This is a genomic window from Nocardia sp. NPDC050630, from assembly GCF_044457245.1.
Taxonomy (GTDB): domain Bacteria; phylum Actinomycetota; class Actinomycetes; order Mycobacteriales; family Mycobacteriaceae; genus Nocardia.
In genome coordinates this window covers 13,667-34,179 of the sequence record NZ_JBITGN010000018.1, presented here as the reverse complement: position 1 = coordinate 34,179, position 20,513 = coordinate 13,667, and the positions used below count along the sequence as shown (strand labels likewise).

The following is a 20,513-nucleotide window of genomic DNA, read 5'->3' as shown; positions in this document are numbered from 1 at the left end:
ACGACCCTTTCCGACTACAGACCGAGGTCCGCCTCGAACGCCGCTTCCTCGAGCCGGTGCCGGATGGTGGTCAGGAAGCGACCGGCATCGGCGCCGTCGATGAGGCGGTGATCGTAGGTGAGCGGCAGGTAGCACATGGACCGAACGCCGATGGACTCGTTGCCGGTCTCATCGGTGACGACCACCGGACGCTTCACGATCGCACCCGTGCCGAGCATGCCCGCCTGCGGCGGAACCAGGATCGGGGTGTCGAACAGCGCGCCCTGGCTGCCGATATTGGTGATGGTGAAGGTGCCGCCGGCCAGCTCGTCCGGCTTGAGGCCTCCGGTGCGGGCGCGGTTGGCGATATCGGCGATGGCGCGGGCCAGTCCGGCCAGCGACAGGTCGCTGGCGTTGTGGATCACCGGGGACAGCAGACCCTGCTCGGTGTCGACGGCGATGCCGAGGTGCACCGAGGCGTGGTAGGTGATCTCCTTGGTGGACTCGTCGTAGCTGGCGTTCACATTCGGGTGTACGCCGAGCGCCTCGACGACCGCCTTGGCGAAGAACGGCAGGAACGTCAGGTTGACGCCCTCGCGGTCCTTGAACGCGGCCTTGGCCTGGCTGCGCAGCGCCGCGATCTTGGTGACATCCGCCTCGTGCACCTGGGTCAGCTGCGCGGTGGTCTGCAGCGATTCCCGGGTCTTGGTGGCGGTGATCTGACGGATGCGGCTCGCCTTCTGCACGGTGCCACGCAGGTGCGCCAGCTGCGACTGTGGTGCGGCGGCGGGCGCCTTCGCGGCCGGTGCGGCTGCCGCGGGGGCGGCGGCCGGAGCCGGTGCCTTCTTGGCCTCGACGGCGGCGAGCACATCCTGCTTGCGGATGCGTCCGCCGACTCCGGAGCCCGTGACGGTGGCGAGGTTGACGCCGTTCTCCTCGGCCAGCTTGCGAACCAGCGGGGTGACGTATGGGGTCGCGCCGTTGCCGGAGGTGTCCGGGGTCGGCGCCGGAGCCGTGGCGGCCGGGGCCGGAGCAGGCTTCGGGGTCGGGGCCGGGGCCGGGGCAGGTGCCGCGGCCGCGGGAGCCGGAGCCGGGGCGGGAGCCGGAGCCGGGGCGGGAGCCGGAGCCGGGGCGGGAGCCGGAGCCGCCGGAGCTGGTGCGGGGGCGGCGGGTGCCGGTGCGGCGGCCGCGGGGGCGCCGCTGCCGATCACGCCGAGCTGTCCACCGACGGCGATGACATCGTCTTCCTGCGCGGAGATTTCCAGCAGGGTGCCCGCCACGGGCGAGGGGATCTCGGTGTCGACCTTATCGGTGGAGACCTCGAGTAGCGGCTCGTCGACGGCGACCTGGTCGCCGACTTGCTTGAGCCAGCGGGTGACGGTGCCCTCGGTGACCGACTCACCGAGTTCCGGCATCTTGACCGGGGTGCCCGACGCGGCGGCGGGGGCGGGGGCGGCAGGAGCCGCGGGTGCGGGGGCCGCAGCGGCGGCGGCCGGCGCGGGGGCCGGTTCCGGCTCCGGTGCCGGGGCGGGTGCAGGCGCGGCTTCAGGTGCGGGGGCGGCGGCGGGCGCGGGCGCTTCGCCGGCTTCGCTGATCACACCGAGCTCACCGCCGACCTCGACGACGTCATCCTCGGCGGCGACGATCTTCGACAACACACCCGCCGCCGGCGACGGGATCTCGGTGTCGACCTTATCGGTGGAGACCTCGAGCAGTGGCTCGTCGACCTCGACCGTGTCTCCTTCCTGCTTCAGCCACCTGGTCACCGTTCCCTCGGTGACGCTCTCACCAAGAGCCGGCATCTGGACGGAGAAGGCCATGTCCGTTGACTCCTCTGACTGCTCGACGGGTTCTACAACAGTTGATCTCACTGCGGACACCCACCGCGGGTCGCGATGGGTGTCCGAAAGCCACCGATCATTGTGCGTGGCACCGGAGATCTGTGTGGTTCTTGTACCGCGATCCATCCTTGCACTCGCTTGCGAGACGTGTAGCACAGGGCAGCGAACTGCACGGGGCTGGCAAGATGGAATGACCGGTGCCGAGCTGTGGGTCACCGGGCGAAGGAGGTCGGCGTCGTTGGGTTTGCTGGATCGTTTCCGAGGCGGCGTGGCCCGAGGTGGCAGCGCTTTACGTGCGGGTTCGGGTAATGGTGAGAATGCTCGTTACCTCGCCGAGTGGGTGCGCACGCACAGCGGGGTGGAGGCCTACGTAGAGCCGAAGACGACGGTGACGGATGTCACTGTTGTACTGATCGCGGCCGACGGCGAATGGACCCGTCGCGTCGTCGGAGAGCGCGGTGCGCGCCGGCTAGCCGGAGATTTGCGGATTCCCGTTTACGACGTGCGCAAGACCGGTTATCCGCAGCGGATGCGCGACCACGACGCCCGCAAGCGGATCGAGCGCAAGCGGGCGCTGGAACGCGATCTGGGCGAGTTGTAGTGCTGTTCTTTTCGTTCAATTTGTTCGCCGAGCGCGGTGCGACGCCCGGCAATCCGGACGCCGCACCGCCATTCGGTTACTCCGTCGCATCCTCGTGCGCGATGTCCTCGATTACCGAGACCAGGGTGCGGACCGGAACCCCGGTGCCGCCCTTGCCGATGTAGCCGAACGGGCCGCCGGTGTTGTAGGCCGGACCCGCGACGTCCAGGTGCGCCCACTGCACGCCCTCCGGAACGAACTCCTTCAGGAAGATCGCGGCCGAGAGCATGCCGCCCCAGCGGTGTGATGCGACATTCGCCAGATCGGCGACCTTGGAGTTCAGATCGGCGCGCAGTTCGGTGGGCAGCGGCATCGCCCAGCCGTTTTCACCGGCCAAACGCGACAGTCGCGCGACGCGGTCGCGGAATTCGTCGGTGCCCATTACACCGGGGGTTCGGGTGCCGAGCGCGACCATCTGCGCGCCCGTAAGCGTGGCGACATCGATGATGTACTCCGGATCGTCCTCGCTCGCTCGCACGATCGCGTCGGCGAGAATCAGGCGGCCCTCGGCATCGGTGTTGAGCACCTCGACGGTCTTACCGCCGTATTGGGTGAGCACGTCGCCAGGGCGCTGCGCGGTGGCCGATGGCATGTTCTCCGCCATCGGCACGGTCGCGATCACCGTGACCGGTAGCTCCAGCTCGGCGGCGGCGATGGTGGCGGCGATGACCGCGGCGGCGCCCGCCATATCCGAGGTCATATTTTCCATATTCGCGGCTGGCTTGATCGAGATGCCGCCGGTGTCGAAGGTGATGCCCTTGCCGATGAGCGCGACCTTCTTGGCGCCGCCGTTGTAGGTCAGTCGCACCAGGCGCGGCTGGCGCGAGGAGCCCTTGCCGACGCCGAGCACGCCGCCGTAGCCGCCCTCTGCCAGCGCCTGCTCGTCGAGCACCTCGACCTGCAGACCTGCCGCCTCGGCCAAAGCCTTCGCGCGGGAGGCGAATTCGGCCGGGTACAAGTGACTCGGCGGGGTGTTGACGAAATCGCGTGCGATGGCGATGGATTCGGCGATCACCCGGTCGTGGTCGAAGCCCTTGCGGTAGGACACGCTCGGGTCGCCGACCAGGAGTTGGACCTTGCGCACCGGCTGCTCGTCCGGCTTACCGTTGGCGTCCTCGGATTTGAACGCGGTGAAGGAGTACGCGCCGAGGAAGATTCCTTCGGCGGTGGGGCCGATGCCGCCCTCGAGACCCGACAGCGTGGTCACGGCCAAGCCGACACCGGTCAGCGCACGGCCGGCGACACCGGCCGAGCGACGGATCTGTTCGGCATCGATCTTGTCCGCGGCGCCGAGTCCGACGGCGAGCACACTTTTCACATCGAGGCCGGCCGGTGCGGGAATCCGGGCGAGTTCCTCGGCCTTGCCCTTCGCGCCGACGGCGCGCAGCTGTTCCTGCAGCGCGGCGCGGACATCCGGGGCGAGGATGTTGTCGACGAATTCGTCCTCCAGTGTGGCGATCGTCGGGCCGTCGTCACCGGACACCAATCCGATCACCAGTACGTCGGTGTCGGGGCCGATGGTGTCGACCAGGTCCAGTTCCGGTCCGAGCGAACGATCTGCAACAGCGGTCATGGGCACAGGTTACTGGGCAGACGTGCCGCTATCCCGTCGAGGAGCAGTTCGAGGCCGGTATCGAGCAGGGCGGCGAAGTCCAGTTCGGGACCGGGCGAAGTGGCTGAGTTCGACCCGTCGGTCCGCCGATGTCCTTGGTGCGGGTGCATTTCGGGCCACGACGAATTCGGTCATCGCTACCAACCCCGGTATGTCCGACCTACATTGGCCAATGAACACATCGTTCGCGGCGAGAGGATTGCGCTATGGGTACCGGTTCGACCGTTCGGCAGGCGACCGCGGCGGATCGCGATCCGCTCATCGCCGCATTCGCCGCGGCCTCCTTGGATGAGGCGGTGACCGTGTGGATATTGCATGGCCACCCCGCCGACCAGTTCCTCGCGGGCTGGGTGCCCGATCTCATCGACAAGGCGCTGCGCGAGGACGAGATCTGGATTGCCGAGGCCGACGGCAGCATCCGAGCCGTATCACTGTGGCAGACCGTCACTTCCGTCGACCGCTACGCGGCCGAGGCCGCCGAACTCCGGGCCGCCGCCGATGCTGCCCCCGAGGTCTCGGCGCTGCGCCGCGCGGCCTATGTCACCGGCCTGCTCGCCAGGGAACATCCACGCGAATTCCCGCACCGCTACCTCCAGGTGATCGTCACCGTTCCGGAGCATCGCGGAAAGGGCGCGGGCGGCGCCATCCTCACCGACCGGCTGAAGGCCGCATCCGATGCGAGTATTCCGGCATTCCTGGAAGCCAGTACGCAACGATCGGCCCGGCTCTACGCGCGCAAGGGATTCGTGCGCGAAGGGCAGACCCACACCCTCCCGGAGCACGGCCCGACGCTGATTCCCATGTGGTTCCGCGGCTGATCGAGATCGCCGCGCCAGCAGGTCGAGCAGCGGACAACGCCGGGATAAGCTCGCCGGGTGACCGATACCAATCTGCTGCAAGGGCCGATCCATGACGTCCACGTCGAACTCGGGGCGAAGTTCGCGCCGTTCGGCGGGTGGCAGATGCCGGTGTCGTATGCGGGGACGGTCGGCGAGCATCAGGCGGTGCGCACGACGGTCGGCCTGTTCGATGTGAGCCATCTCGGCAAGGCAACGGTGCGCGGCGCCGGTGCGGCCGAGTTCGTGAACTCGGCCCTCACCAACGATCTCGGCCGGATCCGACCGGGCAAGGCGCAGTACACGCTGTGCTGTGCGCCCGACGGTGGTGTGATCGACGATCTGATCGCCTATTACGTCGGCGATGACGAGATCTTCCTGGTGCCCAACGCCGCCAACACCGCGGCGGTCGTCGCCGAACTGCAGAAGGTCGCGCCGGAGGGCATCACGGTGACCGATGAACACCGCGAGTACGGGGTGTTCGCGGTGCAGGGACCGCGCTCGACCGAGGTGCTCACCGCGCTCGGGCTGCCGACCGATATGGAGTACATGGCCTACGCCGACGCCGATTGGGATGACCGCCGGATTCGGGTCTGTCGCACCGGATACACCGGCGAACACGGCTACGAGTTGCTGCCGCGGTGGGCCGATGCCGAGCCGCTGTTCCGCGCGCTCGTCGAGCAGGTCCGCGCGCACGATGGGCAGCCCGCCGGGCTCGGCGCCCGCGATACGTTGCGCACCGAGATGGGTTATCCACTGCACGGACATGAACTGTCGCTGGAGATTTCGCCCGCGCAGGCGCGCTGCGGGTGGGCGATCGGCTGGAAGAAGTCCGAGTTCTGGGGCAAAGATGCGCTGGAGCAGGAGAAGTCGACGGGTCCGCGCCGAATCCTTTTGGGACTGAAGGCGCTTGACCGCGGCGTGCTGCGCCAGGGACAGACCGTGCTGCGCGACGGCGAGCCTGTCGGTGAAACCACTTCCGGCACCTTCTCACCCACGCTGCAGATCGGTATCGCCCTCGCCCTGCTCGATACCGAAGCGGCTATCGAACCCGGCGCACAGGTCGAGGTCGATGTGCGCGGGCGACGGTTGCGCTGCGAGGTCGTGCGCCCGCCGTTCGTCGACACGAAGACCAAATAGTCGGCGTCCGGCTGCTAACGCCGACGTCGGCGGGTGACGCGGGTATTCGCTGCACGTAGACACTCGCGCGGCGAGAAAATCGCGACCGATAGGATCTGCCTCATGACCGCTGCCGCACAGTTCACCCATGTTCCGCATCCCGCGCCCACCCCGGCGCAGCGGGTACAGGAGATTCTGTCGGCGCCGGGATTCGGACGCTTCTTCACCGACCACATGGTCTCCATCGACTACACCGAGGGCGAAGGCTGGGGCAATGCCCGGGTCGAGCCGTACGGGCCGTTGGCGATGGATCCGGCGACGATGGTGTTCCACTACGGCCAGGCCATTTTCGAAGGTCTCAAGGCCTACCGGCAGAACGACGGCAGCATCTCCTGCTTCCGCATCGACGCGAATGCGGCGCGCTTCCGCAAGTCCGCGCGTCGGATGGCGATGGCGGAGCTGCCCGAGGAACTATTCATCGAATCCGTGCGGCAACTGCTCGAGGTCGATAGCGGCTGGGTGCCGGCGGCCGGTGGTGAAGAGTCGCTGTACCTGCGGCCGTTCATGTTCGCCTCCGAGGCCGGGCTCGGTGTGAAACCCGCCGCCGCCTACAAATACCTGCTGCTGGGATCGCCTGCGGGCGCGTACTTCCCGCGCGGTGTGAAGCCGGTGCGGGTCTGGCTGTCGACCGAATACGTGCGGGCCGCACCGGGGGGCACCGGTGAGGCGAAAGTCGCTGGTAACTACGCGGCCTCGCTGCTGGCGCAGGCGCAGGCCTCGGAGAAGGGCTGCGATCAGGTCGTCTGGCTCGATGCCTGTGAGCGTCGCTATGTCGAGGAGATGGGTACCAACAACCTGTTCTTTGTCTTCGGCTCCGGTTCGGAGGCGCGGCTGGTCACTCCGGAACTGTCCGGATCGCTGTTGCCCGGCATCACCCGTGATTCGCTGCTCACTCTCGCCGCCGATTCGGGCTATGTGGTGGAGGAGCGCAAGGTTTCGGTGGAGGAGTGGCGCAAGGGCGCCGAATCCGGTGCGATCACCGAGGTTTTCGCCTGTGGTACCGCTGCTGTGATCACTCCCGTCGGCTGGGTTCGCTCCGCCGATGGTGAATTCGCCGTCGGCGGTGGGGAACCGGGCGAGGTCACCATGGCGCTGCGCGACACACTCACCGGGATCCAGCGCGGCACCTTCGCCGATATCCACGGGTGGATGCGCGGCATGTGACTGCGGCAGTCTCGCGGACGGCCGCAGCCGTGTGCCGTTCGTAGGTCAACTGGGCATGAAGGTGCGCCATTCCTCCAGCGTCTGCGGACGCATGACGTAGTTGGCGTCCTTGACTGTCGACAGGGCGGCGGACGGGTCCTGGGAATACCAGTGACCGGGGTAGACGACCGGGTCGCCGGAGAGGTCGGCCAGGTAGCGCAGGCTGCGGAACATGGCGTCGGAGTCGCCGCCGGGAAAGTCGGTGCGGCCGCAGCCGTCGATGAACAGGGTGTCGCCCGCGATGAGGCGATTGTCGAACAGGAAGCACTGGCTGCCGGGCGTGTGGCCGGGGGTGTGCAGCAGCTCGATATCGAAGGCTCCGACGCTGACCTTGTCGCAGTGCTGGTGTCCGGTGAGTTCGCTCGGCGCGATGCCGGTGACGTTGGCGACCCAGGACAGTTCCTCGGCATTGACGTGCACCGGAACACTGGTCTTTTCCAGCAACTCCCGTACCCCGCGCAGGGTGAATCCCAGCATGGTGCCGCCCACATGGTCCGGGTGGTGATGGGTGGCGAGCACCCCGGTCAGCCGCAGCCCGTCGGCCTCGGCGATATCCACCAGATCGCCCGCCGCATACGCCGGATCCACCACCACACACTCGCCGGTCTCCCGATCGCCGATCAGATACGCGAAATTTCGCATCTGCGTCGCGATCGGATCACCCACGGCAAAATCTCGACCGGACAGCAATTGACGAAAGTACAGACGCTCGGAAGACATACCGTCCACTGTATTGCCTGACCCAGACAATGCGCGCACCGTGCCAGCTATCTCATCGTGGGCAATGTGTTCGGATATGAGTGCGGGCTCGCGCGTGCGCGTAGTTGACGGACCGACCAAGCCGTCGTGTTGGCAGGCGCGTGAATTCGGCCGCTGCACTGTCCACCTGACGGTGGACGTGGTCTGAGCCTGCACTTCCCGCCTAGTCCACGCGAGAATGCACACTCAGGCCCGAAGGCGCGGGGACCGATGTGGGTCATGAGACCCGAAATATCGAGTGCGGCATGGCAACGCGTTGCTGGCGACGCTGTTGTGAGTCAGGTGCCCAGGGTTAGTCCGGCGGCGGTGATGGCGACGGACATCTCGAGTGTCGCGCCGAGGATGTCACCCGAGAGGCCGCCGAAGCGGTGGGTGCAGTGTCGGGCCATTAAAGCTGAAATACCCAGGGCGACAAGGACAACGACAGGGCCGAGCCAGCGATGGTCCGGGATCGCGAATATGCCCGCGGCAATGGCGAGTGCGGACCAGACCGCGATGGTGATCGGGTGCTGGGTCCCGGCGACCAGCGCGCCGAAGCCGGTATCGGGCGCGGCAGCGATGCCGCGCCGACAGGCGATGACTACCACCACTCGGCCGACGGCCACGGCGAGCAGCACCGCGAACCAACGCTCGGCTTGCGCCAGCGCGGTGAATGAAAACGCTTGGAGCCCAACGGCGAACACAATTGCGGCTACCCCGAACGGACCCGTGTCGCCACTCTTCAGTATCGCCCTGGCCCGCTCAGGTGGACCATAGGACCCCAACCCGTCCATCGTGTCGGCCAGCCCATCCAGGTGCATCCCGCGAGTGACGAGCGCCAACCCGGCAACCACCACCAGCCCCGCTACCGCCGCACTCGCCCCACTCCATACCAACACCCACAGCAAACCCACCCCCGCCGCCCCCAGCCCCACCCCAACCAACGGCGCCAACGCAATCGCCCGCCCCGCCGCGCTCCGATCGACACTCTCCGGCCCCCACACCGGCAGCACCGTCAGCCACGACACCGCAAGCCGCACACCATTCATATTCGCCGACCGGGAATCGCTCGACCGTCGCCCTCGTCCGAAACCACCGCCGTACGCCGCAAACCGTTCCTGCGGAGCGCTTCCTCGGCTTGGAGCGTCCGGCCCACAGGTCGCTGGAGGCTCGTGTTGCCGGTGGCCGCGGTCGATCTGTTCGTCGGGATGGTCTGCTGGTGATGTCGGTTGTTGGAGGGGGCCGGTCGGCGAGTGTGGTGCGTGGGCTGTGAATGCCAGGTTCGTTTGTTGGTAGTGGGGTGTGTGTTGCTGGTGGTCGCGGTCGGCCTAGTTGTCGGGATGGTCTGCTGGTGATGTCGGTTGTTGGAGGGTTCCGGGCCGCGCGTGTGGTCTGTGGGCTGTGAGGGCCAGGTTCGTTTGTCGGTGGCGGCGTGCGTGTTGCTGGTGTTCGCGGTCGACCTCCTAGTCGGGATCGCCCGATGCTGACGCCGATTGCCAGGGCGCTCCCGGCCGCGCGTGTGGTCCGCTTGTCCGGAGCGCCGGGCTCGTTCGTTGGCGAACGCGCTTGCGGTCACCGTCTACTTCCGCAAGTCCGGTTGCGCACTCGCCACGGAGGCGATGCCGGCTTCGGCTTCGGCTTCGGCGGTGGCGGAATCGGCGGTGCTGACACCGGCTTCCGCGAAGGTGGCCATTTCCGCGAGCGTGGCTACGGCGGCGCGCAGGATGGGGAGGGCGGTGAGGGCGCCAGAGCCTTCACCGAGGCGCATGTCCAGGTCGACGAGCGGGTCGAGGCGGAGGTGGCGCAGGGCCAGCGTGTGGGCAGGTTCGGTGGAGCGGTGGCCCGCGAGCCACCAAGCGCTGGCGCCGGCGGCCAAATCTTCGGCGACCAAGGCTGCCGCAGTGACGACCACACCGTCGAGGATGATCGGAGTGCGGCGGGTCGCGGCTTGAGCTAGGAAGCCCGCCAAGGCGGCGAAGTCGGCGCCGGCGGCTACGCGCAGCAGTTCGACGGGGTCCTTGGCGACGGGGCGGGCGCGGCGCATGGCGTCGCGGATCGCGGCGACCTTGCGGATCCAGCCCGCGTCGTCCACACCGGTGCCCCGGCCCACAGCGGCGATGGGTTCGGTGTCGGTGAGGGTCGCTATGAGGACTGTCGCGGGGGTCGTATTGCCGATCCCCATATCACCCGCGATGAGCAGGTCGGCGCCCGAATCGATCTCCTCATCGGCGATCGCCTTGCCCGCGGCGAGCGCGGCATAGATCTCGTCCTCGCTGAGCGCGTCTTCGCGATCGATCGACCCGCTCGAGCGCCGCACCTTGTGCTTGGCCACCTGCGGATCGGTATCGGCATCGACAGAAATATCGACCACGCGCACGGTCGCGCCCGCGACCCCGGCCAGCGTATTCACCGCCGCGCCGCCGCCGAGGAAATTGGCGACCATCTGCGCGGTCACCTCGCTCGGATATGCCGAAACGCCATGGCGCGCAATGCCGTGATCCCCCGCGAACACCACCACCCGCGCCCGCTCGAACTGCTTCGGCGGGCACACCCCCTGACATGCCGAGACCCAATTTCCGAGCGTCTCGAGCCGCCCGAGCGCCCCACCTGGTTTGGTCAGCTGCGCCTGCCGCTGCTCCGCCGCCGCCCGAACTCCCGCATCGGGTGGCGCAACCGGTCCGAATCCGTCTGTCACTATCGAGCCTTTCCGGGTCGGGGCAGTTCATTCCTACACCGCGCAGTCCATATCCGGCCCAATCTTGCCGCCACCCTCACCCGTGCGCACCACCCACCCCGCCACCCGATGCCTCGTCCCGCGCGCTCGCGGTCCGACTCGACGGGTCCGCACGGCGCATCCTGCACGCTCGACACGACACCCGATAAGGCGCGGCTCTCGCGAGTGACGACATGATCGCCGTGGCCGTGGGCTCGTGTTTCAGGTGGACTGCACGGCCCACGCTCTGCCGGATGTGTCGTCCTGTGTGTTTTGCGTCCCTACTCGGCCTCCGTACGGCGTATGCACGGTTGCGGCACCCGATAGGGCGCGGTGCAGCGAGGTCGCGACGTGATCGCCGCAGCCGTGCGGTGTCATTTCAGGCGGAGGGGGAGCCCGGCGACAATGAAGAAGGCTTCATCGCAGGTTTGCGCCAGGCGCTGGTTCAGGGTTCCGATTTCGTCGCGGAAGAGGCGCCCGGAGCGAGTGGCGGGGATGACGCCCATACCGACCTCGGGGGTGACGATCACCAAGCGGCCGGGATAGACAGCGACGGCGGCGACCAAGGCGTCCGCGTCGGGGGCGATGGTGCCGCGCGGGGCATCCCAGGCCGCGCGGCCGTCGATACGCCCGGTGAGCCAGGTGCCGACATCATCGAGCAGTGTGGTCCCGGCCGGTGGAGCCGCGGTGAGAACCCTTGCCGGATCGGCACTTTCCAGAACTGTCCAGTCCGCGGGCCGGCGATCGCGGTGGCGCGCGATGCGCTCGGCGAAGTCGAGATCGGCCGGATCGGGAATCGCTGTTGCGATATAACGCACCGGTCCACCCTCGGCCGCCAGCACCTCCGCGAACGCCGACTTACCGGATCGCGCACCGCCCAGCACGAGGATGCGGTGCGCGCGACTGCTGGTAGATGAATGGTCCGACACGGCAGCACCGTATCAATCCGCCGCGCACAAGCCTGGACCTCGCTGCCACTCGGCTCCGGTCTGACCGCGTTAGCGGCTGTGTTGATTGTTCGCTCGCTCAGGCGCGCTGCTCGGTCGCCTCCGCGCCCCCGAACCGGCGTCGATACTCGGTCGGCGCGATACCGACGACCTTCTGGAAATGATGCCGCAGCAGCGCTCCGGATCCGAATCCCGCTTGTGCGGCAATCTGTTCCAGTCCCTCGTCGGTGTCCTCGAGCAGATGCTTGGCGTAGAGCACGCGCTGATTGGTCAGCCATTTCACCGGTGTGGTTCCGGTTTCGGCGGCGAAGCGGCGGGCGAAGGTGCGGGTGGACATCATCGAGCGGGCGGCCAGATCGTCGATGGTGTGCGGCAGGTCGAGGTTTTCGTTCATCCACTGCAGCGTGGAGCCGAGACTGTCGGAGGTGCATTCGGGCACCGGACGCTCGATGAATTGGCGTTGCCCCCCATCGCGCTGGGGCGGCACCACCATGCGCCGCGCGATCGCATTCGCGACGGAACTGCCGATCTCTCGACGCACCAGATGCAGGCAGGCGTCGATGCCCGCGGCCGTACCCGCCGAGGTGATCAGATTGCCCTCGTCGACGAACAGCACGTCGGGATCGACCGTGGCCTGTGGAAATTGTGCTGCCAACTGGTCGACATAGCGCCAATGCGTGGTGCATTTGCGACCGTCGAGCAGCCCGGCCGCCCCGGCCAGGAACGCACCGGAACATACGGTGAGCACGATCGCTCCACCATCCGACGCGTCCCGGATCGCATCGACGACCCGCGGATCGAGTCCCTTCTCGAACGCCGATGCGGGAAAAGCCGGAATCGCCACCAGATCGGCCTTCGCCAACTCCGCCAGCCCGAACTCCGGCGTGACGGTTATGCCAGGAGTTGTGGACGGTAGTGGCTTCCCGGGCTCGGCCCCGCACACCTTGAAATCGAATCCGGGCAGTCCGTCCGCGGTCCGATCGAGTCCGAAAACCTCACAGACCACGCCGAATTCGAACATGGCCAAGCGCTCGGTGAGCACTACCGCGACCTTGGACAGCATGGGTAGAGCGTACCTGGCTGGATCTTTACGAACAATGTCAGAACAGCCACTTTCGGCGCTAAATGACCGAGCGCAAAATTACTGCCATGATTACTTTTCTCGTCAGCATGGCGGTCGTGGTGGGCTTCGCGGTCCTCATTACACGGGGCGGCGGTCACGCCGGATCAGCCAATGTCATCGATCGCGACGCCCAGCGCGTGCAGTCCGATCTGTCCGCCATCATCGCCCACTCACATCACCACTGAGGGCTGCGGCGACGGACTGCGGCATCCTCAGCTTTCGCTCCAGCATGCAGCGGGTCTTGCGAGCGACGTTCGTGGCCCGTCGCGCGTCCGAGTTGTCGACGTGTATGCGCCGTAGGCGCGAGTCTCTGGTGCGCGCGCATCAGGTGTTGAATGCCCGACTGTCAGCAACCAGCGCGGAGCGAGTCTTCCGAGCGACGTTCGTAGCTCGTTCGCGTCCGAGTTGTCGACGCCTATGCGCCGTAGGCGCGAATCTCTGATGCGTGCGCATCAGGTGCCGAAGGTCCCGCCATCACCGACCACCACGGAGCGAGTCTTACGAGCGAGGAGTTCGCGGCCCGTCTCGCGTCCGAGCCGTCGAAGCGCATGCGCCGCAGGCGCGAGTCTCGACGGCTCGGACGCGAGACACCAGGGGGCCGCGAACACGCCGCAGCGGAGCCGCGGCCAAATAACACAGCAAATTAATTCAGACACTATCGCCGGGGCCGACTCGCGGCTTAGGGGCGCGCATCTTGCGGATCTGCGAGGCGCGGACGAAGGCGTACCAACCCAGCTTGTAGCCGGTATCGGTGCTCTCCGGAAAGCGCTCACGCACCCGTCCGTTGACGATCCGGCCGAGCAGGAAGCCCTCGGCGATCATGAAGAACATCATCACCAGCATGGCCAACGTCACAATTGTCTGCAGCGCGGGCGCGACGAACATCGACAGGATCAGGACCAGCGCCATCGGCATGAACAATCCGACGAGGTTGCGCCGGGCATCGACGATATCGCGCACGAAGGCCCGCACCGGGCCCTGATCGCGGGGCAGCAGGTACTTGTCCTCACCGGCCAGCATTCGGGCGCGCCGGTCCTGGGCCGCCAGCCGACGTTCGGCCGAGGCAGTCTTGCGGTCCTCGCGGCTACCGCGGGTCGCCTTGCGCCGGGCGCGCGCCTCCTTCGCGGTGAGTGGGGCCGGAGCCACCGGCCCGCGCCGCTTGCCTTGGGCGTCACGACGTTTCGGAGTTGGTCGGCCTTTGCCCTCGGTGGCGGTGACCGCTTTAGTGGTGGAGACTGCGGTCGAGCCGCCGTCCGAGCCCGCCGTCTTGTCGGCGCTCTCGTCGGTGGTGCTGGACTCGCCGCGACGGAACAATTTCACGCGACCAGGCTATTCGATGCGCTACCCCGCAGGAAATGAGGTCGGCGGGAGGTTGTGTCCACCGCAGTACGCGGTGGTGGCAAGATGGGGGAATAACAGCCCGCTGAGTGGTGTTGACTGCCACGAGCCGTGCGCTGTTCACGGGTTGAACACAGCTGTCCTGAGGAGAGTTCATGACTGTGCAAGACGAGACGACCACCCACGGTGTAACTCTGACCGACGCCGCCGCCAGCAAGGCGAAGGCGCTGCTCGACCAGGAGGGTCGCGACGACCTCGCCCTGCGTATCGCCGTGCAGCCCGGCGGCTGTGCGGGCCTGCGCTACCAGCTCTTCTTCGACGACCGCTCGCTCGACGGTGACCTGACCGTCGACTTCGGCGGCGTCAAGCTGGCCGTCGACCGGATGAGCGCGCCGTACGTGCAGGGTGCCTCGATCGACTTCGTCGACACCATCGAGAAGCAGGGCTTCACGATCGACAACCCGAATGCCACGGGTTCCTGCGCCTGCGGCGACTCCTTCAACTGACAATTCATCCGTCTCCGCCCGCGACAACTGACTTCGCGAGGCCATGGGCGGGCACGTCCAAGACTTCCGCGCATCTGACCGACCGCCGGTCCGCTACGTAAGTTTCGGCCTCTCAGGGGCGGCGAAAGGCGCGGGAGTCATGGGTAACTCTCGGGGGCGGCCAGGACTGATATGGGTGTTTGACTGCCTGTCCGCGATGTAGGTGTTCGGGCTCTGAAGGGTCTGCAAAAGGTGCGCGGAGGCGCGGGCACGAGTAAATCGCCGGGGACGTTGAGATCTGATCTAGGTGTCGGCCGCCGGTCCGCGATGTAAGTCTTGGGTACTTCGCCGTCGGCAAGAGATTCAGGGGCGGAGTCATGGCTGATTCGCCGGGACGTGAGATCTGAACCGGTGTCGGCCGCCGGTTCGCGATGTAAGCCTTGGGTACTTCGCCGTCGGCAAGAGACTCAGGGGCGGAGTCATGGCTGATTCGCCGGGACGTTGGGATCTGAACCGGTGTCGGCCGCCGGTCCGCGATGTAAGTCTTGGGCACTCCGCCGTCGGCAAGAGGCTAAGGGTAGGCGGGAGTCATGGCTGACTCGTCGGGACGTTGAGATCTGAACTGGGTGTCGACCGCCGGTCCGCGACGTAAGCCTTGGGCACTCCGCCGTCGGCAAGAGACTCGGGGAGGCGGGTGAGCTACGGTGAAGGCGCGGGTTCGTCCCCGCGCTTTTCGTCGTCTGCCGCCTACTCGAAGGGGCTCAGCCTCGTGTCTATCGCCGTGTCCGCGTCCATTGCGACCGACCATCTCATGCGCTTCCCCGGACGGTTCGCCGACGCGCTGCTGGCCGATCAGCTCGACCATGTCTCGGTGAGCTTTCTCGTCGATGATCTGCAGATCCGCAAGGGCGGTGTCGCGGGCAATATCGCCTACGCCATGGGCGTTTTGAACCGTACGCCGCTGCTCGTCGGCGCGGTCGGCGCCGATTTCGCCGAGTATGGCGCCTGGCTCGAGAAGCACGGTGTCGACTGCTCGACCGTCAAGATCTCGGATCGGGCGCATACCGCCCGCTTCGTCTGCACCACCGACGATGATATGGCCCAGATCGCCTCGTTCTATCCGGGCGCGATGAGTGAGGCCCGCGATATCTCGATCGGCGAACTCGCCGAGCAGCACACCCTCGACCTGGTGCTCATCGGCGCCAACGATCCCGAGGCCATGCTGCGCCACACGGCCGAATGCCGCGAACTGGGCATTCCGTTCGCCGCTGACCCGTCCCAGCAACTGGCCCGCCTCGACGGCGATCAGGCCGTGCAGCTGATCGAAGGCGCCGCATACCTTTTCACCAATAAATACGAGTGGGCGCTGCTGCTGCAGAAGACCGGTCTGAGCGAGGAAGAGATCGCGCGCAAGGTCGGCATCCGGGTCACCACGCTCGGCAAGGACGGCGTGCAGATCGTCGACCGCGACGGCACCGAGGTGAGCGTCGGTGTGGTCCCGGAGGTGAACAAGGTCGAGCCCACCGGGGTCGGCGACGCCTTCCGCGCGGGTTTCCTCACCGGCCACACCGTCGGTCTCTCGCTGGAGCGCTCCGCCCAATTGGGTTCGCTCATCGCGGTTCTCGTACTCGAGACCATGGGCACCCAGGAGTGGACCCTCAACAAGGACGACGCCCTCGAACGCCTCACCAAGGCCTACGGCCCCGAAGCCGCCGCCGACATCAAGCCCTTGCTCTGACCCACACCGCTCTCTACGGCCGCACCATCCCCGGTGCGGCCGTTCGCGTTCACTGCCCACACCGCGCACGTTCTCGCGCGCCGCGCACGATTCATCGCGCAAATCCATGCGTGGCGCGCAAATCCATGTGGGGCGTGTGAATCCATGCGTGGCGCGCGAATCCATGTGCGGCGCACGAAAGGTGCGCGCTAGAGGGCGCATCGCATGAGGTGACGGCACGTCCTCACCTCGGCGCCGCGCGCGTTGTGTTGCACCGCCGCCGACGGCAACCCTGAGCGACGCCGACCCCCACGGCCGCACCGTCTCGGTGTGGCCGTTCGCATTCGGACTCCGCTGCCGCGCACGTTTTCGCGCGACACGTACGAATTCACCGGGCCACTCCATGCGCGGCGGGCGAAAAGATGCGCGGCACAGCCGCATTGCATCTGCCGCGGGCGTAACGTGCGCGGCACCAGCGATTACAGCGCGACGGGGTAGACCGGCTCCTGGATGGCTGGGGTGATGCGCTTTTCGACGAAGATGCCGTGCCAGACCATGAAGACCAGCAGTGTCCACAGGCGGCGGCTGTGGTCGCCGCGGCCCGCGCGGTGGTCTTCCAGCATGCTCTTGATGGCGCCCTTGTCCAGCAGGTGATCGGTCTGCGATTCGGCGATCTGCAGGTGCGCCCAGTCGTACAGTTCGGTGCCGCGCAACCAATGCCGCAGCGGGACCGGGAAACCCAGCTTCGCGCGGTGCAGCACATGCGGCGGGACGATGCCCTCGAGTGCCTGGCGCAGTGCGTATTTCGTGGTTTCCTTGGTGATCTTCTGCTCGTAGGGCAGCTGTTCGGCGACCTTCAGTACCTCGGAGTCCAGGAACGGCACGCGCAGCTCGAGCGAATTCGCCATCGTCATCTTGTCGGCCTTGACCAGGATGTCGCCGCGCAACCAGGTGTAGAGATCCAGATGCTGCATGCGCGCCACCGGGTCCCAGCCGCGCGACTGCGCGTAGATCGGCGCGGTGACGTCCTCGTGGGTCCATTCCGGCCGGAATTCGCGCAGCACCGCGCGCAGCTGCGCATCGCTGAAGCTGCGCGCATTACCGTAGTAGCGCTGCTCGAGCGGCAGCGAACCACGGTGCAGCAGGCTCTTGCCCCGGGTACCGTCCGGAATCCGCTCCGAGAGCTTGCCCGCCAGCTTGCGCACCCCGCGCGGCAAGTATTCGAATGGCTGGAGCGACAACGGTTCCCGGTAGATCGTATATCCGCCGAACAGCTCGTCCGCGCCCTCACCGGAAAGCACCACCTTGACGTGCTTGCGCGCCTCCTTCGCCACGAAGTACAGCGGAACCAGCGCCGGATCGGCCACGGGATCGTCGAGGTACCAGACGATTTCGGGAATGGCGGCCGCGAATTCGGCGGGGGAGACCACCTTGACGATGTGCCGCGCGCCGATCGCCTCCGCGCTCTCGGCGGCCACATCGACCTCGGAGTAGCCCTCGCGCTCGAAGCCGGTGGTGAAGGTGATCAGCTTCGGGTTGTGCCGCATGGCCAGCGCCGCGACCGCGGTGGAGTCGATGCCGCCGGACAGGAACGACCCGACCGTCACATCCGCACGCATATGTTTGGCGACCGAGTCTTCGAGGGCCTCGGCGATATCGCGATAGCGTGCGGCCGCCGATCCGGGGGCAAACGGCCGTACCTTGAATTGTGGGTTGAAGTAGCGGGTGATCTGCGGCGCTTCGGCCGCCCGCACGGTCGCGTAGTGCCCGGATTCGAGGCGACGGATGTCCTTGTGCAGCGTCTCCGGCTCCGGCACGTACTGCAGCACCGTGTAGTGCTCCAATGCCCGCGGGTCCAGCGCATCGGACAGTCCGAGCGCGGGCAGCAGCTCCAGCAGACTCTTCTTCTCACTGCCGAACGCGGTCCCACCCGGTCCGGTGGCCAGGAACAGTGGCTTGATCCCGAACGGATCGCGCGCCAGGAACAGCTCCTTGGTTTCGGTATCCCAGATCGCGAACGCGAACATGCCGCGCAGCTTGCGCACCGCCTCCGGACCCCAGTAGTGGAAGGCGGCGACGATCGCCTCGCTATCGCCCTCGGTCTCGAAGATCCTGCCGTCCGGGTACTCGTCGGCGTGCGCCTTCGCGAGTTCCTCGCGGATCTCGATGTAGTTGTAGATCTCACCGTTGAAGGTCAGCGCGTAGCGCTCCCGGTTCTCGGCCGGTCCCCAACGCAGCGGCTGGTGCGAATGCTCGATATCGATGATCGACAGTCGGTTGAAGCCGTAGATCACATGATCGTCGTGCCAGGTCCCGCGCTCGTCCGGGCCGCGATGTCGTGCGCAGTGCAGGGCGTCGTACACCCGCTCTACGGTGTCTACCCACCCCGCCAGCTGCGCTGGCTGCCGTCCCCGACTGTCGTCGGTTGCCGCATCAGATGTCAGAAATCCGAGCAGTCCACACACGGCGTCGGCAACCTCGTTTCCTACTTGGTACGGGCGCTGGCCCGATTCATTGGGTGGCTGCGCCCGATAGATGGGCGCACAGGACGAAATCTCGTGTCCGAGTATGCCGCACCGGGCGGATTCGTGTGTCGCGCCCACCGTGTTCCAGGAAGGCCGGGCCCGGTGAGTGCCGCGATCCGCAAATGCCCGGTCAGCGTCTGACATCGCGACGAAATCTCGTGTTCCAGTGCGTCGCACCTCACCGGATCAGCCTGGCGTCGCCGGCGTGGACGATGTGGCGTCGAGCGAAGGAATCCGCAGCTCGTGTGGCCTCCGAAATGTTGTGTCCGAGCGCATCGCATGGCTCGGATCCGGTCGCGGCGCGTGCCCTGTCCTGGGACGATGTCCGGGTGACCGAACCCACCCCCGGAGGCGGCGGAGTGTCGAATGCGACCCGACGTCAAACGGGGCGCCGGTTTGGTCTACGCTGCGTAGTACTCAGGACATTCTTAGGTGGCGCGTGCGCAGGCCGGAATGCCCTGAAACGTGCTTAGGACGCACCGCCGGGCGATCGCAACCCGAGCGGTGCACTGTCGGAATGTGTGGCGACCAGGAAGGCGTGAGCGTGGCGCACAAGGCGAGCGAAGAGATCGGGGCACGACCCGTGAAGGGTCGGCAGGGCCGTCTTCTTCGGCGGGTCGGCTTGGCGGTGTCCTTGGGGATCACCGCGATGCTCGTCTCGGGCTGCTCGATCGACAATGTTTGGCTGCGATTCGGCTGGCCCTCGGGTGTCACGCCGCAGGCCACCCGAATGCGGGAACTGTGGACCTGGTCGGTCATCGCGGCATTGGCGATGGGCGTGCTGGTGTGGGGTCTCACCTTCTGGACCGTCACCTTCCACCGCAAGAAGAAGGACTCCCCGGAGTTCCCGCGCCAGACCGGTTACAACGTGCCGCTGGAGCTGACCTACACGGCAGTGCCGTTCGTCATCATCGCGGTGCTGTTCTACTTCACCGTGGTCGTGCAGAACTATGTGCACGAGAAGGTCGCCAATCCGGACGTGACCGTGGACGTGACCGCCTTCCAGTGGAACTGGAAGTTCGGCTACCGCAATGTCGACTTCAAGGACGGCTACCGCTTCGACGGCATCGATAAGGCTCGCGAGGACGCCAACCAGGAGCAGCTCGAGGAGTACAAGGAGCGGACCAAGGACGGTCACCCGCAGCCGGGCCCCGTGCACGGCAAGCCGGAGAATGACATCCTGTCCTACCTGCACTACGACAAGGTCGAGACCGTCGGCTCCAGCAGCGAGATCCCGGTGCTGGTGCTGCCGACCGGCAAGAACATCGAATTCCAGCTGGCCGCCGCCGATGTGGTGCACGCCTTCTGGGTGCCGGAGTTCCTGTTCAAGCGCGACGTGATGCCCAATCCGAAGGAAAACCACTCGGATAACGTCTTCCAGATCACCAAGATCGAGAAGGAAGGCGCCTTCGTCGGCCGCTGCGCCGAGATGTGCGGCACCTTCCACTCGATGATGAACTTCGAGGTACGCGCGGTATCGCCGGAGAAGTTCACCAAGTACATCGACGCGCGCAAGGCCGGTAAGACCAACGCCGAGGCGCTCGAGTCCATCGGTGAATCCCCGGTCGCGACCTCCACCCAGCCGTTCAACACCAAGCGCGACACCAAGAGCGCGTCCGCGGTAGAGAGCAAGTGAG

Annotated in this window: 17 protein-coding genes; 8 read left to right on the top strand and 9 right to left on the bottom strand. The window is 66.7% G+C overall.

Annotation, left to right across the window (positions count from 1 at the left end):
- Positions 1-14: 14 nt before the first annotated feature.
- A complete protein-coding gene (gene sucB, locus ACIBG0_RS32695; RefSeq protein WP_397037842.1) occupies positions 15-1,799 on the bottom strand; it encodes a 2-oxoglutarate dehydrogenase, E2 component, dihydrolipoamide succinyltransferase in 1,785 nt (594 codons plus the stop codon).
- A 259-nt stretch (positions 1,800-2,058) separates the two neighbouring features.
- Between sucB and ACIBG0_RS32690 the strand changes: the two genes are divergently transcribed.
- Positions 2,059-2,421, top strand: a complete 363-nt coding sequence (locus ACIBG0_RS32690) for an oxidoreductase (protein WP_397037841.1) — start codon at positions 2,059-2,061, stop codon at positions 2,419-2,421.
- Between the two features lie 76 nt (positions 2,422-2,497).
- On the opposite strand, the gene ACIBG0_RS32685 is transcribed toward ACIBG0_RS32690, so the two are convergent.
- A complete protein-coding gene (locus ACIBG0_RS32685) occupies positions 2,498-4,033 on the bottom strand; it encodes a leucyl aminopeptidase (protein WP_397037839.1) in 1,536 nt (511 codons plus the stop codon).
- Between the two features lie 245 nt (positions 4,034-4,278).
- On the opposite strand from ACIBG0_RS32685, the gene ACIBG0_RS32680 reads away from it, so the two are divergent.
- The 3 genes from ACIBG0_RS32680 to ACIBG0_RS32670 all read left to right on the top strand — a co-directional run bounded on the left by ACIBG0_RS32680 (position 4,279) and on the right by ACIBG0_RS32670 (position 7,251).
- The gene (locus ACIBG0_RS32680; RefSeq protein WP_397037837.1) at positions 4,279-4,890 is read left to right on the top strand and encodes a GNAT family N-acetyltransferase; all 612 of its coding nucleotides are present in this window, start codon (positions 4,279-4,281) and stop codon (positions 4,888-4,890) included.
- Positions 4,891-4,947: 57 nt separating this feature from the next.
- Positions 4,948-6,048, top strand: a complete 1,101-nt coding sequence (gcvT, locus tag ACIBG0_RS32675; protein WP_397037835.1) for a glycine cleavage system aminomethyltransferase GcvT — start codon at positions 4,948-4,950, stop codon at positions 6,046-6,048.
- A gap of 102 nt (positions 6,049-6,150) precedes the next feature.
- Entirely contained in the window at positions 6,151-7,251 is a 1,101-nt protein-coding gene (locus ACIBG0_RS32670; RefSeq protein ID WP_397037833.1) for a branched-chain amino acid aminotransferase, read from the top strand.
- Between the two features lie 45 nt (positions 7,252-7,296).
- On the opposite strand, the gene ACIBG0_RS32665 is transcribed toward ACIBG0_RS32670, so the two are convergent.
- The 5 genes from ACIBG0_RS32665 to ACIBG0_RS32645 all read right to left on the bottom strand — a co-directional run bounded on the left by ACIBG0_RS32665 (position 7,297) and on the right by ACIBG0_RS32645 (position 12,751).
- A complete protein-coding gene (locus ACIBG0_RS32665) occupies positions 7,297-8,010 on the bottom strand; it encodes an MBL fold metallo-hydrolase (RefSeq protein ID WP_397037831.1) in 714 nt (237 codons plus the stop codon).
- 317 nt (positions 8,011-8,327) lie between these two features.
- On the bottom strand, positions 8,328-9,077 hold the full coding sequence (locus tag ACIBG0_RS32660; protein WP_397037829.1) for an adenosylcobinamide-GDP ribazoletransferase: 750 nt from the start codon (positions 9,075-9,077) through the stop codon (positions 8,328-8,330).
- A 530-nt stretch (positions 9,078-9,607) separates the two neighbouring features.
- On the bottom strand, positions 9,608-10,723 hold the full coding sequence (cobT, locus tag ACIBG0_RS32655; RefSeq protein ID WP_397037828.1) for a nicotinate-nucleotide--dimethylbenzimidazole phosphoribosyltransferase: 1,116 nt from the start codon (positions 10,721-10,723) through the stop codon (positions 9,608-9,610).
- A 392-nt stretch (positions 10,724-11,115) separates the two neighbouring features.
- The gene (locus tag ACIBG0_RS32650; protein ID WP_397037826.1) at positions 11,116-11,670 is read right to left on the bottom strand and encodes a bifunctional adenosylcobinamide kinase/adenosylcobinamide-phosphate guanylyltransferase; all 555 of its coding nucleotides are present in this window, start codon (positions 11,668-11,670) and stop codon (positions 11,116-11,118) included.
- A gap of 97 nt (positions 11,671-11,767) precedes the next feature.
- Complete coding sequence (locus ACIBG0_RS32645; RefSeq protein ID WP_397037824.1) at positions 11,768-12,751, bottom strand: helix-turn-helix domain-containing protein; 984 nt, start codon at positions 12,749-12,751, stop codon at positions 11,768-11,770.
- 62 nt (positions 12,752-12,813) lie between these two features.
- Here ACIBG0_RS32645 and ACIBG0_RS32640 point away from each other — a divergent pair, with 62 nt between their 5' ends.
- Positions 12,814-12,996 carry a hypothetical protein gene (locus ACIBG0_RS32640; RefSeq protein WP_397037822.1) on the top strand — a complete coding sequence of 61 codons (183 nt, stop codon included), beginning with the start codon at positions 12,814-12,816 and terminating at the stop codon, positions 12,994-12,996.
- A gap of 463 nt (positions 12,997-13,459) precedes the next feature.
- On the opposite strand, the gene ACIBG0_RS32635 is transcribed toward ACIBG0_RS32640, so the two are convergent.
- The gene (locus ACIBG0_RS32635) at positions 13,460-14,131 is read right to left on the bottom strand and encodes a DUF3043 domain-containing protein (RefSeq protein WP_397037820.1); all 672 of its coding nucleotides are present in this window, start codon (positions 14,129-14,131) and stop codon (positions 13,460-13,462) included.
- A gap of 173 nt (positions 14,132-14,304) precedes the next feature.
- Between ACIBG0_RS32635 and ACIBG0_RS32630 the strand changes: the two genes are divergently transcribed.
- Entirely contained in the window at positions 14,305-14,655 is a 351-nt protein-coding gene (locus ACIBG0_RS32630; protein WP_040688522.1) for an iron-sulfur cluster assembly accessory protein, read from the top strand.
- Between the two features lie 748 nt (positions 14,656-15,403).
- Entirely contained in the window at positions 15,404-16,372 is a 969-nt protein-coding gene (locus ACIBG0_RS32625) for a carbohydrate kinase family protein (RefSeq protein WP_397038031.1), read from the top strand.
- Positions 16,373-16,830: 458 nt separating this feature from the next.
- On the opposite strand, the gene asnB is transcribed toward ACIBG0_RS32625, so the two are convergent.
- Positions 16,831-18,816 (bottom strand): asparagine synthase (glutamine-hydrolyzing), encoded by a 1,986-nt coding sequence (gene asnB / locus ACIBG0_RS32620; RefSeq protein ID WP_397037818.1) that lies wholly within the window; start codon positions 18,814-18,816, stop codon positions 16,831-16,833.
- Positions 18,817-19,459: 643 nt separating this feature from the next.
- Here asnB and ACIBG0_RS32615 point away from each other — a divergent pair.
- Positions 19,460-20,512 carry a cytochrome c oxidase subunit II gene (locus ACIBG0_RS32615; protein WP_397038030.1) on the top strand — a complete coding sequence of 351 codons (1,053 nt, stop codon included), beginning with the start codon at positions 19,460-19,462 and terminating at the stop codon, positions 20,510-20,512.
- Position 20,513 lies beyond the last annotated feature (1 nt).

What these genes read in the sequence shown, in the direction of transcription:
- ACIBG0_RS32680 (WP_397037837.1), top strand. Translation starts at nt 4,279, where the DNA reads ATGGGTACCGGTTCGACCGTTCGGCAGGCGACCGCGGCGGATCGCGAT.
- ACIBG0_RS32660 (WP_397037829.1), bottom strand. Translation starts at nt 9,077, where the DNA reads ATGAATGGTGTGCGGCTTGCGGTGTCGTGGCTGACGGTGCTGCCGGTG.
- ACIBG0_RS32670 (WP_397037833.1), top strand. Translation starts at nt 6,151, where the DNA reads ATGACCGCTGCCGCACAGTTCACCCATGTTCCGCATCCCGCGCCCACC.
- ACIBG0_RS32685 (WP_397037839.1), bottom strand. Translation starts at nt 4,033, where the DNA reads ATGACCGCTGTTGCAGATCGTTCGCTCGGACCGGAACTGGACCTGGTC.
- ACIBG0_RS32645 (WP_397037824.1), bottom strand. Translation starts at nt 12,751, where the DNA reads ATGCTGTCCAAGGTCGCGGTAGTGCTCACCGAGCGCTTGGCCATGTTC.
- sucB (WP_397037842.1), bottom strand. Translation starts at nt 1,799, where the DNA reads ATGGCCTTCTCCGTCCAGATGCCGGCTCTTGGTGAGAGCGTCACCGAG.
- ACIBG0_RS32665 (WP_397037831.1), bottom strand. Translation starts at nt 8,010, where the DNA reads ATGTCTTCCGAGCGTCTGTACTTTCGTCAATTGCTGTCCGGTCGAGAT.
- ACIBG0_RS32630 (WP_040688522.1), top strand. Translation starts at nt 14,305, where the DNA reads ATGACTGTGCAAGACGAGACGACCACCCACGGTGTAACTCTGACCGAC.
- ACIBG0_RS32640 (WP_397037822.1), top strand. Translation starts at nt 12,814, where the DNA reads ATGACCGAGCGCAAAATTACTGCCATGATTACTTTTCTCGTCAGCATG.